This window comes from Microbacterium meiriae (assembly GCF_040686935.1).
GTDB classification, from domain to species: Bacteria; Actinomycetota; Actinomycetes; order Actinomycetales; family Microbacteriaceae; genus Microbacterium; species Microbacterium meiriae.
Map to the genome: position 1 here is coordinate 397,383 of NZ_JBFBMF010000001.1, position 13,611 is coordinate 410,993.

The following is a 13,611-nucleotide window of genomic DNA, read 5'->3' on the forward strand; positions in this document are numbered from 1 at the left end:
ACGATGCGACACAATGAACGGGTGAGAGTCCGGCGTCTGCGATTGAGTTCAGCTTCTCGAGGCGTCGTGGCGATCACGTCGGGGACGTTGCTCGGGCAGCTCATCGTCGCTCTCGCCACTCCCGTGCTTTCGCGCATGTATCCGCCCGAGGCGTTCGGAGCGTTCTCCGCGATCCTCGCCATCGCCAGCGCGATCGGGCCGGCCGCCGCGCTGAAGTTCGACTCCGCGATCCTGCTGCCGGAAGCGGAGAACGACGCTCGCGGGGTTCTCGGTCTGTCCCTGGTCTCGACGCTGTCGGTATCGGCGTTGGCGGGACTCGCCGCCCTGTTCTTCGGGCCGATGATGCTCTCCGACGCGTGGGTCCAGATCCCGCTCGCGCCACTATGGATCTTCGGTCTGGTTCTGACGACGGGGCTGTTCACGAGCCTCGTGCAGGCCGCCTTACGAGCCAAGAGCTACGGCCTAGTGGGATGGCGTTCCACCATCCAGTCCGTGGGGATCACCATCGGGCAGCTCGGGCTCGGGCTGCTCAATCCCAGCGCGACGGGCCTCCTCGGCGGCGCGCTCTTCGGCCGCCTCCTCGGCTTCGGCGCGCTGTATCGGGGCCTCAGGCCTCTGCTCGCTGAACGCGGCGGGGCATCGCAACGCGCGCTCTTTCGGAGGTATTGGCGAAGCCCTGTGATCCTCGCCCCTTCTGCTCTCCTGAACGCACTCGGGAGCCAGCTTCCTCTGGTCATGGTGGCCGCCTGGTTCGGTACCGCGGAGGCCGGGCAGCTCGGCATGGCCCAGAGGCTCGTGTTCCTGCCCGCGGCATTGCTCGGAGCAGCACTCGCGCAAGTGTTCGGGGCCGAGATCGCGGACCGTCTGCGGAATCGCGCGGGGAGCTCGCGAGGCCTCTACCTGAAGGCGACGCTGAGGATCGGCATGGTCGCCGCGCCCATGTGCCTGGCGATCCTTTTCGCATCCCCGTGGCTTCTGCCCTGGCTACTCGGGCCAGGCTGGCAGCAGAGCGGGCTGCTTGCGCAAGCAATGGCCGTATCCGCGAGCGTCGGGCTCATCGTCTCGCCGCTGAGCGCCGTCTACGCGGTCCATCAGTCCGTCGCATCGCTCGCCATCGACGGCTCACGAATAGCTTTCATCGTCGTCGCTGCGGCGATCGTCGCTGCGACGGGTGCCGGCGTCGTGGAAGCTGTCTGGGCGCTCTACGCAGCGCAGGTGCTCAATTACATCGTCACCTGGGTCTACGGGCTCCGGATCGTGTCTCGAGGGGGAACCGTATGAGTCGCCTGCTGAAGATCTACCGCAACCGCAACTATGTCTGGCCCGATGACGTGCACCCCCCTGCTCGCACAGCGGAACTGCGTCCGATCACGTTCGACAACGTCAGCCAGGTTGAGCGCCTCAGAAACGCTTCGGTTGCCGCTGCCTTCCGTCGCTTCCTCGATTCCGGTCGTTTCGGCGTCTTCGCGATGGTCGACGGGATAGTCGCGGGGCACGCCTGGGTCACGCCCCCAGCCGATGATCCGCAGGTCGTGAACACCTACGCGAAGGTCGCGGCGGGTGAAAGCCTGGTCCACTACTGCTACGTGGCACCGGAGCAGCGCGGTCGCGGTCTCTACGCGCAGATGCTGCACGAGACGACCGCCTGGGCACGAGAGCACGGCGCCACACGAGTGACGGTAGACACCTCGGTGGACAACACCGCTTCCCAGAAGGGCATCCAGCGCGCGGGTTTCACGGAGGTCGAACCCACGACGAGTGTGGTCATCGGCCGACGGCTCATTTACCGCAGACGAGGTGACCTTCCGACGACCCCGGCGTGATCCGCGGCGGCCGGCCGTAGCAGCGACGAGATGGGCCTCGAGACGGGTCTGCCGACGGGGGACGGAGCGACTCCTAGCCTCCCGCTTTCTGTGCCGTCGCCATCGGCTTGGCGTCGCTGCCGCTCATGGCGTCTCCTCCGTTGACTGCGGTGCGTATAGGCATCACCCATGCGGACGCGATGAGCACCCACATCAGTCGGTTGTCATTGATGTCTCCCGAAAGCAGCGCGTTGGTGATCGTGAAGACCAGGAGCACGAGGAACATCACCGAAGTGGGATCCTGCGCCCGCCGGACGAGTCGCACAAAACTCGCGAAGACGAGGATGACGAAAAACAGACCGGTCAGCCACCCGGCTTCCAGCGCTATCTCGAGGGGCACGCTGTGGGGATAGGCCTGACCTCCGTTGACAGCATTGATCGCGAGTTCGGGGATGGTGCCGAAGTACCCCCAGCCCCCACCGAACGGAAGCTGCGAAATGTGGTTCAAGGCTGTCGACCAAAGCACAGTCCGTGCGGCCGTAGACGTGTCCTGTTCGCCGGCGAGGAATCCGAGAACGCGCGAGAGCCCTTCCCCGCCCTGCTGTAGGGCGATGAACAGCCCGACGCCGCCCACCACGCAGATAGCGATCACCGACCGGACTCGGCGCCGACTGAAGACCGGCGCGAGGAGCAGAGCGATCGCGATGCTTATCGCCACCGCGACGATCGGGCCCCGTGAGCCCGTGCCGAGAGCGATGAAAAGCATCACTCCTGCGCTGAACGCGGCGATGACGCGACGATACGTCGAATTGCGCCCGACGACGGCGTACATGCCCAGGATGACCGCACCGGCGACGATCATCTGCGACGTCGAGATCGTGTTGGTGCCGGCCAGCGTGACGACCTCGCTCCACTCCGCGGTACGCTCCGGGAAGACCGTGACGAGCAGGGCGACGACGACTCCCAGACCCGCGAGCGCTCCGAGGAAGGCGCGGCGCTGACCGTCTTCCTGCAGGAGGATGACCGCTGCTATGAGCGCCAGCATCGTTATCGTGAAGAACGACGCCGCCTTATCGGCGCCATACGACGTCTGAATCCGGGCGAGGCCGAGAAGCATGGTGGCCGCGATCGTGAGCGGGACCCAGATCGCTCGTGGAATGTATCCCGTCCGTATGATCTCCACGAAGATGAGGACGGCCAGGAGAGCGCCGAGGAGAACCGTAAGGTCGATTGGCACCCAGGCGAGAAGCGGGTTCGACTTCAGCGAGCCGGAGTGAACGAAAACCGCCAGAACCACGGCTCCGAAGGTTCCGCCGGGACGGCGTATCTTCTCAGCGCGCATCACTCGTCCTCACCCGTGCGTTCGAGATGCGCGGCGATCCAGCAGGTGCGCACGCCGAAACCGGGATCGCGTGACGTCTTCGCATGCCCCCGCATATCCGAGAGCCTATCGGCCGCATCACCGTTGCCCTAGCTCGCACGGATGCCGACCAGTGAAGACACGACGCTCGGGTCCGGGTAAGTGATCAGCACGGCCTCGCGACGACCGTAGAAGACGAACTGGCTGCCCGCCGCGACAGCACTGGCGCCCGATCGCAGGGCGGCGCCGAAGTCGTCGATATCATCGGCTCCTCCGAGAGCGATCACCGGGACTCTCACGGCGGACGCGATGGCGCGGATCGCCTCCAGGTCGTATCCGCCACGCATACCCTCCCGGTCCGTCGACGAGACGAGGATCTCCCCGACGCCCATCGAGACGGCACGCACAGCCAGAGCGTCGGCCTTCTCCGGCTCCCGGCGTGTGCCGGATGCGCTGGTCGTGACGAGCTCGCCGCCCGCCCCACGGCGCACGTCGATGCTGGCGACCACGCTCTGCGACCCGAGAGCCGCCGCCATCGCCTCCACCGCTTCCGGCGCGGTGAAGAGGGCGGAGTTGACGATCACCTTCTCGATGCCGAGGTTGACCACACGTCGGGCTTGAGCGACCGAGTTCAACCCGCCGCCGTACGCCACCGGCATGAAAGCCTCGGATGCGATGTCGGCGAGAACCTCGTACGCCGGATCACGATGCGAGCGGCTGGCGGCGATGTCGACGACCACGAGCTCGTCGACCTGTTTCTCGTTGAAGATCTTCACGGCATTGATCGGATCGCCGAGGTAGCGCGGACTCTGATACTGCCGGGTCTTGACCAGCCAGCCTCCGTCATCGATCTGGAGGACGGGGATCACCCGCGGGGCGATCACGACCGTGCCCACTGATCGAGCATCTGCATCCCGAAAGCGTGGCTCTTCTCCGGGTGGAACTGGGCACCGGTGACGTTCTCGCGCTGCACCATCGAGGTGAACTCCCCTCCGTACTCGCTCCGTGCCAGCTCATCGCGCGCGTCCGAGACGACGACGCGATAGCTGTGCACGAAATAGAAGCGATGATTCTCCGGGAGTCCGTCGACGATCGCCGCCGGTTTCTGCACGGCCAACTGGTTCCAGCCCATGTGCGGCACGCGGGTCCCCCGGGAGTCGTCGAAGCGCACGCTGCCGCCGGGGATGAGTCCCAGGCCGGAGGACGTGCCTTCTTCGCTCGAATCGAGCAGGAGCTGCATCCCGAGGCAGATTCCGAGAAGTGGCCGCCCGGTGCGTGCGAACTCGAGGATCGCCGCGTCGAACCCTCCTTCGCGGAGCTTCGCGGTCGCGGCGTCGAAGGCCCCGACCCCCGGAAGCAGCAGGCGTTCCGCGCCCACGATCTGCTCAGGGTCCGCCGTGAGCTGGGTCTCCTGCCCGATCCGGCGGAACATGTTGACGAGGGATCCGATGTTCCCCACCCCGTAATCGACGATCGTGATCATCTGTGCTCGCCTCCCTTGCGCGTGAGCGTGACGCATCGATCGAGCACACCGTCCAGCTGCTCGGCCAGTGCGCGATAGTCGTAGTGGGCGATGACGTGAGCGCGCGCATTCGCCGCCCACCGTGCCCGGTCATCGGCGGTGTCCGGGGATGCCATCCGGACCATCGCTGCTCCGAGTGCCTCCGCGTCGTCAGCGGGGACGACGATCCCGGCATCGGCCTCGGCGACCACGTTGTTCCGCGCACTGCTCGCCACGAGGATGGGGCGAGCGGCAGCGGCGTAGTCGAAGATCTTGTTCATGCTCACCCCGAATCGGTAGACATCGAGATCGAGGATGTTGATGACCATCGCGTCGGCCCGACCGACCAGGACGGGAACCCGGTCCTTGGGCACCGGCGGCTCGAACATGATCCGGTGGCCGTGGGCGGATTCCGCCGCGCGCTGCCTGATCGCCGGGAGTTCTGCGCCGGTTCCGATGATCTCGAGCCGCAGGCTGGGCTCAGCGGCGGCGGCGGAGAGGAAACCCTCCACGATGGCGCTCAGGCCGTTCGCCCGCCCGACGGACCCGAGGTACATGAAGACGAACTCGTCTCCCCCGGGCGGCGGCGCACCGTCGAAATCGTCGGCGTCCGTGCCGTTGGAGATCCACACCACCTTCTCCTCCGGCACGCCCTGGGCGACCAGGTACTCGGATGCGAACGGAAGCAGCGTGATGACGGCGTCGGCACGGTCGCACAGCGCGCGCTCCAGCCGGCGCAGCATCCAGGACAGGGGACTCCGAGGCGAGAGCTTTCCCATATCGATGAGAGTCTGCGGCCAGAGGTCGCGGATCTCGAAGACGAACGGAACTCCGGCGCGGCGGGCCAGAACCGAAGCCGACCATGCCGCGAGCGGGTGCACGGTGCTCCCGATCACCACATCGGGGCGAGGGAGGTCTGCCACGTTCGACCGACGCAGGAGAGCCGCAGTGAAGGCGGCCATGTTTCGAAGTCGCTCCAGCCCTCCGTCGTACTGGGGCGTGCGCAGGAATCGGAACCGGACACCGTCGCGTACTCGATCGCTCGCTCGCGCTGCCGAGATCCCGGCTCTACGCCGACCGGAGGGGTGCTCGGTGCTTGCGGCGAGCAGAACCACGGTCCAACCGCGCTGCACGAGCCCCCGCGCGAGCGAGAAGTGACGAGACCCGGATGCGGTCTCCTGCGGGTCCGTCGCATAGTGGTTGACGATCCAGACGGTCTTCATGCCGTGCCCCGCACTCGTCGGTACTCATCGAGCATGCTCGCCGATTCCGTCTGCCAGTCCGGCAGCTCGACAGCGGCGATCGCACGGCGTCCGGCCGCGATGTCGTCGTCGGTGAGCGATGACAGGGCACGGACGATCGAAGCCTCATCGCCGTCGATCTTCCAGGCTGCCGCCTCGGCTCCGAGAAGGCGGTCGACCTCGACGAGGTCCGTGGAGAAGAAGGGGATGCCCGCCATCGAATACTCCAGTGCCTTGTTCGGCAGCGACAACGCATAAGACAGGCAGGTCGCCTCGATCAGGCAGAAGCCGACATCCCCACCCGCGACGGTGTCGACGACCTCGTCCGCAGGGACGGATCCGAGGAGATGGATGTTCGCGTGCTTTTCCGCGGCAGCCCGCACCAGGCTCTCCAGCACCCCGGACCCGATGAAGACGATGTGATCCCCAGCGGATTCTCGCCCGCGGAACGCTTCCAGGATCTCCGGTACACGGCGATGGGCGACGATATTCCCCACGTGCACATAGACGCGGGCGCCGGCGGGGATGTCGAACTTCCTCCGCAGATCGACGTCCTCCGGATCGCGGCCACGGTTGGGTGCGTTGCGCACGCTGGTCACACGCGCTCCGGGGTATGCCGCCCGATACCAGTCCGCGATCGACTCGTTGACGACGAACACCGCGTCGCAACGACGTACGTAGTGCCTTTCGATCATCCGGAAGATCTTCCCCTGGATGCCGTGGGACGTCGACGTCTCGGTCTCGAGCTCATGGGTGTCGTAGATCAAAGCGGCGCGATGGCGGCGTGCGATCGCATGACACACAGGCAGCACCGCCACCGAATGGGCGTTGACGACGCGCACGGGACGCGATCGCCACCGGCGGTACGTCGCCACCGACCAGGAGATCTGTTCCCGGATGCGTCCGACGATCGACCGCGGCCTCTCGTCTGCGACGGAGCCGACGCGGTCGATCGATCGGACCTCGTCGAGTCTCTCGACGTCGGGGAGGCCGGCGGCTCTCTGACCGGTCACCACGATCCGCTCGAACAGGCCGGCCTCCGCGACCGCCTTCGTCTCCCGGAAGATGCGGCTCTCGTTGACGATCGGTGCGGGATAGACGTGGACGTTCATGCTCTCGGTCATCGCGGGTAGAGCCCCAGCTTTCTCAGCCGATTGACCATGCCGCGAAGGAACTGCACTAAGCCGTAGGAGTTCCGGTAGGCGCGGTAGCTCGACGCGGGTCGCTCGACGATGTCGGCGAGTTGCGCTGGGGTCAGCGAGAGCTTCTTCAGCAGCAGGAGTTCGTCCTCGGCGCGGAGATGCTCGCTGTAGTCGCTCTCCGCCACCGCCGCCAGCGCCTCCTCGCGCGAGATCTGCGCCGAGTTGATCAGATCGGAGTAATGGCCGCGACGCTTGTCGATGCCGAACTTCTTCGGGAGATAGAAGCCCTGCACCCAGCGGGTGAAGATGGATTCGTAGTGCTTCCCCTCGTACGGAACCCAGCCGAGCTCCGCGACGAGCTCTTCCATCGCCTTGGACTTGTCGTATTCGAGGTAGTTGAGGATGGAGACGATCCGCACGCGCCGGACGAACGTCGTCCAGGCGAGCGTCACGAACCCGAAGTGCGGATAGGTGCGCAACGGCACTCGGCCGAATCGGCGGTGCACGTCCTCGAGGTACCGCCAGTCCGAATGACCGTACGACCAGGAGGGAACGCTGATCGACTCCGTGGCGAAGTTCATCCCGGAGATGATGAACCTCACACCGTGCTCACGCGCGACCCTCCAGAGCGTGGCCTGGATGGCATGGTCGCTCGGGATGTCGGCGTCCGGCGTCGATGCGAACAGGTACGACCGCTGCAGGTCGTAGAACTCGTCGAGACGCAGGACTTCCGTGTGGAGGTCGATGTCGAGGGTGCGCAGGAGCCGTTCGATGTTGAGGACGGCGAGGGCGGAGTTCCATCCGTTGTCGACATGGACGGCGAGCGGACGGAGGCCCATCCGCTTCACCTGGAGCGCCACGTAGGAGCTGTCCACTCCCCCGCTCACGCCGATGATGCAGTCGTACTCCCGCCCCTTCCCCGCGCGGGAGATCGCCTCCACGACCTGCGCCAGCTTCGCCGGGCGCTGCTCGACGGGGACCACACGGGACTCCAGCAGCGCGTCGTATCGGAGGCAGTGGTTGCACACCCCGTCCACGAGGACGATGTCCGGGTCCACGTCCGAGTTCATGATGCACCGCGTGCATTCCCGAACCGTCATCGAGCAGGCACCCCTTTCACGGTCGTTCCGGCGTCGACATCCCGCGTCACGCACGCCGCCGCGCCTACCGTCGCACCCGCGCCCACGGTGAGGCCCTGGAGGACGACCGATCCGGCACCCAGCAGGACTCCGGTCTCGACGCGGACGTTTCCCGACACGATCGCCCCGGGGTTCACCGACACGAAGTCGGAGAGCACCGCGTCGTGCCCGATGACGCTGGCCGGATTGAGATGCACGTGGTCGCCGACCGTCACGTTGGTCGACACCTGCACACCCGACGTGACGACCACGCCATCACCGATCCGGGCCCGAGAGCCGATGACGGCGCGCGGATGGATGAGGGTGGCCGGGCGCAGGCCGGCCGCGGTCAGGCGACCCGCCACGGCCTCGCGCACGCTCGGCGCACCGATCGCGACGACGAAGCACTCGCTGCCGGATGCGTGCGGAAGCCACTGCTCTTCGGTACCGAGGTAGGCGATATCGCGCTCCGCGAGTCGATCGAGATCGATCGGGCGCGGCCCGGCATCGATGACACCCACGACGTGGAGAGTCCGTCCTTCGGCGTTCAGCGCCTCGATGACGTCGAGCGTCTCCCTGCCGAATCCGCCCGCGCCGACGACGACGATGCGCTCAGTCATTCTCCTCACCGAACCTCGTCATCGTCACATGCCCCTCCGCGGAGATCCCCTCCCGGGCGACCACCGCTCCGATCGTAGCGATCACGATGCGCAGATCCAGTCCGACGCTGCGACGATCCACGTAGCGCACGTCCTGAGCGAAGCGCTGCTCCCAGGTCACCGCATTGCGTCCGGTGACCTGGGCGAGCCCGGTGATCCCCGGCCGCACCTCGTGTCGTCGTGCCTGCTTCGGCGTGTAGCGGTCGAGGTACTCGACCAGAAGCGGACGCGGCCCGACGATGCTCATGTCGCCGCGCAGCACGTTCCATAGGCTGGGCAGCTCGTCCAAGCTGGTGGCACGGAGGCGGACCCCGAAGGGCGTGAGCCGGTCGGCGTCGCTCACCCAGCCACGCGCCGGGTCCACCGCTCGCATGGAGCGGAACTTGTACAGCGTGAAGATGCGGCCATGTCGGCCGGGGCGGGGCTGCGCGAACAGCACCGGCCGTCCGAGCCGGACGGCGACCAGAACCGCCGTCGCGACGATGACGGGGGACAGCAGGACCAGGGCGACGGCCGCGACGACGATGTCGAGGCCGCGCTTCACGATGTCGTACGCCCGGAAACCCCCGCTCATCGGTCAAGGAAACCGCGGATCGCGGTGGTCACCCGCGCGCGCTGGTCGTCGGTGAGCGCGGAGCCGCTCGGCAGCGTCAGCCCGCGCGCGAACAGGGAGTCGGAGGCGCCGGAGATCCGTCGACGGGCGGTCGCGAAGACGGGCTGCGCGTGCATCGGCTTCCACAGCGGGCGGCTCTCGATGTCGTCCTCCGCGAGCGCGGCGGCCATGGCGGACGGCTCCCACCCGGTCACCGCGGAGTCGACGAGGATCGAGGTCAGCCAGACGTTGTCGTCCTCGTCGCCTTCCGCGCCGAACACCTCGACGCCGTCGATCTCGGCGAACAGCCGCTTGTAGAGTTCACGCATCTCCCGGCGTCGCGCGATCATCGCATCGAGACGGACGAGCTGCGCGCGTCCCAGCGCCGCCAGGAGATTGCTCATCCGGTAATTGAAGCCGATGTCGGTGTGCTCGTAGTGGACCACCGGCTGCCGTGCCTGCGTCGCGAGGTAGCGCACGTGCCGGGCGAAGGCCTCGTCGTCCGTCAGCAGCATGCCGCCTCCGGACGTGGTCATGATCTTGTTGCCGTTGAACGACACCACCGACGCCCGCCCGAAGCTTCCGGCAGGGCGCCCGGCGTGCACGGCGCCGAGCGACTCGGCAGCATCCGCCAGCACCGGCACACCGAACTCGTCCGCGATCGCCAGGATCGCGGTGTAGTCGACGGCCTTTCCGAGCAGGTCGACGGGGACGATGGCGGCTGCGCTCTCGCCGGCGTCGCGGAGTTCGATCAGCGCTTCCCGCAGCAGTGCCGGGTCCATGTTGCCGGTCCGGAGATCGGCGTCGATGAAGTAGGGCTCCGCGCCGGTGTACGTGATGGCGTTCGCGGTGGCCGCGAACGTCATCGACGACGTCAGGACCACGTCTCCCGGCTTCACCCCGAGCGTGAGCAGACCCAGATGCAGACCTGCCGTGCCGGAGCTCAACGCGACACCGTGCGCGACGCCGACGCGGTCCGCCAGCTCCCGCTCGAACGCGTCGACGTCCGGCCCGAGGGGTGCGATCCACCCGGAGCGCATCGCCGCGACGACGGCCTCCTCCTCCGCGGTGCCGACATCCGGAGAGGACATGAAGATGCGGGTGCTCATCGCTCCGCCACCTGACCCATCTTCACCGGGGTGATCGTGACCGTGTCGTTCTCGCGGGGGGTCGCGAACATCCGGCGCATCCAGCCTTCCTTGTCGAGGCGGTCGGGCGTGATCGTGTCGGCACGCGTGTGGGAGACCTTGGGATGGAACGGACGCTCCAGGCTCTCGCGGGATCCGACGAGCTCCTCGTGCAGCTTCTCGCCGTTGCGCAGGCCCGTGAAGACGATCTCGATGTCCTTGCCGGACATGGCGATCATCCGCTTCGCGACCTCGAGGATCGACACGGGCTCGCCCATGTCGAGGATGAGCACCTCCCCCGCGCGTCCGATGCCGCCCGCCTGCACGACGAGCTGGCAGGCCTCGGGGATGGTCATGAAGTATCGCGTCGCCTGCGGGTGCGTGACGGTGAGGGGCCGCCCCTCCGCGATCAGTCGCTGGAACGTGGGAAGCATCGATCCGCGGCTGCCGATCACGTTGCCGAAGCGCACGGAGAGGTACCGCATGCCGGTGTCCTCGCCCGCCCAGGCGGTGAGCTTCTCCGCGACGCGCTTGGAGTGTCCGAGAACGCTGGTGGGGTTGGCGGCCTTGTCCGTCGAGATGTTGACGAAGGTCGACACGCCCGCGCGCCGGGAGGCGTTGATCACGTTGAGCGTGCCGATGACGTTCGTCTTCCAGGCTTCGTCGGGGTACTGCTCGAGCATCGGCAGGTGCTTGAGCGCGGCGGCGTGGAAGACGACCTCCGGGCGGCGCTCGTCGAAGATCCGGTCGAGCGTCGCCGTCTCCCTGATGTCGGCGAGCACGACGTCCGGCGTGTCGAGCAGCCCGTGACCGGCGGTGCCGAGCTGCGCGAACTGCAGCCCCGTCTCGTCGCGATCGAGCATGATGAGCTCGCGGGGGCCGAACTTCGCCAGCTGTCGGCAGAGCTCGGCGCCGATCGAGCCGCCGGCGCCGGTCACGAGCACGCGACGACCCGTGATGTAGCCGGCGATGAGCTCGACGTTGGTGTCCACGGGGTGACGGCCGATGAGGTCCTCGATGCTGATGTCGCGGACGTCGGTGAGCTCCCGCGTCCCCGAGGTCATCATCTCGATGCTGGGGGTCACCGCCACGCGCAGCCCCGCCGCCTCGGCGCGATCGGTGAGCGTGCGCAGCAGGGTGCTGTCGGCGCGGGCGATGGCGATCACCGCGAGAGTGGCCCCGGTGCGGGCACGCGCGGCGGCGATGTCCCGCGTGGTGCCGATCACCGCCACCCCGCGCAGGCGCAGGTTCCGCTTGTCCGGGTCGTCTTCGAGGAGCCCGACGGGCCGGATCGGCGACAACGGGTCCGTGGTCATGTTCGCGAGGAGCTTGTCGGCGACGAATCCGGCGCCGATGATGAGCGCAGGCTCCGCGTCCACCCCGGGCTTACGCGAACGCTCGATGAGGAGACGGGCCACATACCGCACGCCGAACATGAGCAGCAGGACGAAGGGGAAGGCGAGGATCAGTGTCGCTCGGGGGATGCCGATCACCGGGCCGAGCGGGATGACGACGAGCGACAGCGCGAGCGCTTCGGCGACGACGATGAACGCCAGCGTGCGGACCTCGTCGAAGGACCCGTAGGTGAACCGGCCGCGGTACAGCGCGGTGGCGAAGCCGACGATGATCTGGATCGCGCCGGCGACGACCGCGAGGACGGTGGTCGCGATCCACCCCCGCGCATCCATCTGGAACTCGAACCGGAGCGCCACGGCGAGGACCACCCCGAAGCTCCAGCACGCCCCGTCGACCAGTGCGGCGAACCCGCGACGGCGCCGTTGCTTCACCGATGCCTGCGGCGACAGCCCGGGCTCTTCGGCCTCATCGCCGATCCTCTGTGCGCCGCTCACGACAGTCTGCTCCCCCGCATTTTTCTCCACCTGTGTGCCATGCTCTCACAGGAAACGAGAAGGTCCGTGCGTTAGGGCGTGCCTTCGCCCTCCTGCGTGTCCGGGTCCGTAGGGGCGGGAGACTCGATCGGGTCGGGCGGAGTGGTGCCGCCGTTCTGCGGATTCTGCGGGAAGCTCGGCTGCTGTTCCGCCGCGCGACGGTCGGCCTCCTCGCGCTCGGCGCGCAGCTGGTCGTCGACGAGCGCGCCGAAGGCATCGCGGTAGGCCGCGTAGGCCGTCTGCGCATCCGCGGTCCACGGGTCGGCGGCGGCCGCGGCTGCGGCCGTCTGGGTCACGGCCACGCGGAACGGCTCCCCGGCCCCCGGTCGCTCCTCCGTCGCGGATTCGGCGGAGCGGACGAACGAGTCGGCGAAGGCCGTGAGATCCGGAGCAGCCGCGGGCCGGAGCGCGTCGAGCGTCCCTCGGACCGTTCGCATCTCGGCCGTCTCGCCATCGAGCACCTCCAGGCGTTCCTGGGCCGCGTCGATGGCGCCCCCGACCTCGACCAGGGAATCCTCGTCGACCTCTCCGCGCCGGTACTCTGCCGGAGCCTCGGGGACCTCGATGGCGGCGAGACCGGCGAGGTACGTGTCGAGCGCCGCGACCGCGGCCTGCCGGAGCGCGGGGTCGGTCACGTCGACCACGGCGCCCTCCGAAGAGAGCGGGTCGGGGACGGTGGCGGTGTCGAGCAGAGCAGCGCGCAGCGCCGTCGCTTCCGCGGTCTGGGTTCCGATGTCGGCGACGATGCCGTCCCGCGTCGCCGTGAGCGCCTGATGCGTGTTCTGGATGCTCGCCTCGTCGGCACGGAGGGATTCGAGCGCGCTGGCTGCCGGGCTGGCCGTGGCGGCCTGGATCCCCCCGACCGTGACCGCGCCGATGACCGCGACGACGGCGAGCGCGGCGGCGGATACCGAGAGCGGATCGAGTCGCCGACGGCGGCGCGGGGCCTCCCGGGGAACCGTGGGGGCGGCAGCGAAGGGCACCGCACTGCGGGCCGCGGCCTCCGCCCGGCGCGCGAGCTCCCGCGTGTCCGTCACGCCGGCGGCGCGGGGCGCACGGGAGCGCGGATCCCCGACGAGCTCGCGCAACCGTGCACCGGACGCCGCCTCGCGCACGGCGGACCTCTCACGGTCCGCGCGCGGACCGTCCGGGAAGAGTTCGTCGAGAGCCGTCATGCCGC

General features: G+C 68.0%; 13 protein-coding genes. 2 read left to right on the forward strand and 11 right to left on the reverse strand.

The genetic code is table 11. The features are described 5' to 3' along the window. Window positions 1–66 precede the first annotated feature (66 nt). Entirely contained in the window at window positions 67–1,281 is a 1,215-nt protein-coding gene (locus AB0P08_RS01875) for a lipopolysaccharide biosynthesis protein (protein WP_363587776.1), read from the forward strand. Continuing rightward, a complete protein-coding gene (locus AB0P08_RS01880) occupies window positions 1,278–1,823 on the forward strand; it encodes a GNAT family N-acetyltransferase (protein ID WP_363587778.1) in 546 nt (181 codons plus the stop codon). The genes AB0P08_RS01875 and AB0P08_RS01880 overlap by 4 nt, the downstream gene beginning before the upstream one ends. A gap of 73 nt (window positions 1,824–1,896) precedes the next feature. Here the strand turns inward: AB0P08_RS01880 and AB0P08_RS01885 are convergent, their stop codons facing one another. The 11 genes from AB0P08_RS01885 to AB0P08_RS01935 form a co-directional block, all read right to left on the reverse strand. Beyond that, window positions 1,897–3,144, reverse strand: a complete 1,248-nt coding sequence (locus AB0P08_RS01885; RefSeq protein WP_363587780.1) for an O-antigen ligase family protein — start codon at window positions 3,142–3,144, stop codon at window positions 1,897–1,899. A gap of 128 nt (window positions 3,145–3,272) precedes the next feature. Next, window positions 3,273–4,058, reverse strand: coding sequence for a HisA/HisF-related TIM barrel protein (locus tag AB0P08_RS01890; RefSeq protein WP_363587782.1), 786 nt, complete (start codon window positions 4,056–4,058; stop codon window positions 3,273–3,275). Beyond that, a complete protein-coding gene (hisH, locus tag AB0P08_RS01895) occupies window positions 4,043–4,645 on the reverse strand; it encodes an imidazole glycerol phosphate synthase subunit HisH (protein ID WP_280567345.1) in 603 nt (200 codons plus the stop codon). Before hisH ends, AB0P08_RS01890 begins: the two co-directional genes overlap by 16 nt. Beyond that, complete coding sequence (locus AB0P08_RS01900) at window positions 4,642–5,886, reverse strand: glycosyltransferase family 4 protein (RefSeq protein WP_363587784.1); 1,245 nt, start codon at window positions 5,884–5,886, stop codon at window positions 4,642–4,644. Before AB0P08_RS01900 ends, hisH begins: the two co-directional genes overlap by 4 nt. Beyond that, window positions 5,883–7,028, reverse strand: coding sequence for a glycosyltransferase (locus tag AB0P08_RS01905; protein ID WP_363587786.1), 1,146 nt, complete (start codon window positions 7,026–7,028; stop codon window positions 5,883–5,885). The genes AB0P08_RS01900 and AB0P08_RS01905 overlap by 4 nt, the downstream gene beginning before the upstream one ends. Then, the gene (locus AB0P08_RS01910) at window positions 7,025–8,146 is read right to left on the reverse strand and encodes an N-acetyl sugar amidotransferase (protein WP_363587788.1); all 1,122 of its coding nucleotides are present in this window, start codon (window positions 8,144–8,146) and stop codon (window positions 7,025–7,027) included. Before AB0P08_RS01910 ends, AB0P08_RS01905 begins: the two co-directional genes overlap by 4 nt. Continuing rightward, entirely contained in the window at window positions 8,143–8,784 is a 642-nt protein-coding gene (locus AB0P08_RS01915; RefSeq protein WP_363587790.1) for a NeuD/PglB/VioB family sugar acetyltransferase, read from the reverse strand. The genes AB0P08_RS01910 and AB0P08_RS01915 overlap by 4 nt, the downstream gene beginning before the upstream one ends. Further along, entirely contained in the window at window positions 8,777–9,397 is a 621-nt protein-coding gene (locus tag AB0P08_RS01920; RefSeq protein WP_363587792.1) for a sugar transferase, read from the reverse strand. The genes AB0P08_RS01915 and AB0P08_RS01920 overlap by 8 nt, the downstream gene beginning before the upstream one ends. Then, entirely contained in the window at window positions 9,394–10,524 is a 1,131-nt protein-coding gene (locus AB0P08_RS01925) for a DegT/DnrJ/EryC1/StrS family aminotransferase (RefSeq protein WP_363587794.1), read from the reverse strand. Before AB0P08_RS01925 ends, AB0P08_RS01920 begins: the two co-directional genes overlap by 4 nt. Beyond that, on the reverse strand, window positions 10,521–12,392 hold the full coding sequence (locus AB0P08_RS01930; RefSeq protein WP_363587796.1) for a polysaccharide biosynthesis protein: 1,872 nt from the start codon (window positions 12,390–12,392) through the stop codon (window positions 10,521–10,523). Before AB0P08_RS01930 ends, AB0P08_RS01925 begins: the two co-directional genes overlap by 4 nt. A gap of 71 nt (window positions 12,393–12,463) precedes the next feature. Further along, window positions 12,464–13,606 carry a hypothetical protein gene (locus AB0P08_RS01935; protein WP_363587798.1) on the reverse strand — a complete coding sequence of 381 codons (1,143 nt, stop codon included), beginning with the start codon at window positions 13,604–13,606 and terminating at the stop codon, window positions 12,464–12,466. Between the last annotated feature and the right edge of the window lie 5 nt (window positions 13,607–13,611).

Excerpts from the sequence above, each read along its gene's own strand:
- AB0P08_RS01880 (WP_363587778.1), top strand. The coding sequence starts at position 1,278 with ATGAGTCGCCTGCTGAAGATCTACCGCAACCGCAACTATGTCTGGCCC.
- AB0P08_RS01885 (WP_363587780.1), bottom strand. The coding sequence starts at position 3,144 with ATGCGCGCTGAGAAGATACGCCGTCCCGGCGGAACCTTCGGAGCCGTG.
- hisH (WP_280567345.1), bottom strand. The coding sequence starts at position 4,645 with ATGATCACGATCGTCGATTACGGGGTGGGGAACATCGGATCCCTCGTC.
- AB0P08_RS01900 (WP_363587784.1), bottom strand. The coding sequence starts at position 5,886 with ATGAAGACCGTCTGGATCGTCAACCACTATGCGACGGACCCGCAGGAG.
- AB0P08_RS01905 (WP_363587786.1), bottom strand. The coding sequence starts at position 7,028 with ATGACCGAGAGCATGAACGTCCACGTCTATCCCGCACCGATCGTCAAC.
- AB0P08_RS01910 (WP_363587788.1), bottom strand. The coding sequence starts at position 8,146 with ATGACGGTTCGGGAATGCACGCGGTGCATCATGAACTCGGACGTGGAC.
- AB0P08_RS01915 (WP_363587790.1), bottom strand. The coding sequence starts at position 8,784 with ATGACTGAGCGCATCGTCGTCGTCGGCGCGGGCGGATTCGGCAGGGAG.
- AB0P08_RS01920 (WP_363587792.1), bottom strand. The coding sequence starts at position 9,397 with ATGAGCGGGGGTTTCCGGGCGTACGACATCGTGAAGCGCGGCCTCGAC.
- AB0P08_RS01925 (WP_363587794.1), bottom strand. The coding sequence starts at position 10,524 with ATGAGCACCCGCATCTTCATGTCCTCTCCGGATGTCGGCACCGCGGAG.
- AB0P08_RS01935 (WP_363587798.1), bottom strand. The coding sequence starts at position 13,606 with ATGACGGCTCTCGACGAACTCTTCCCGGACGGTCCGCGCGCGGACCGT.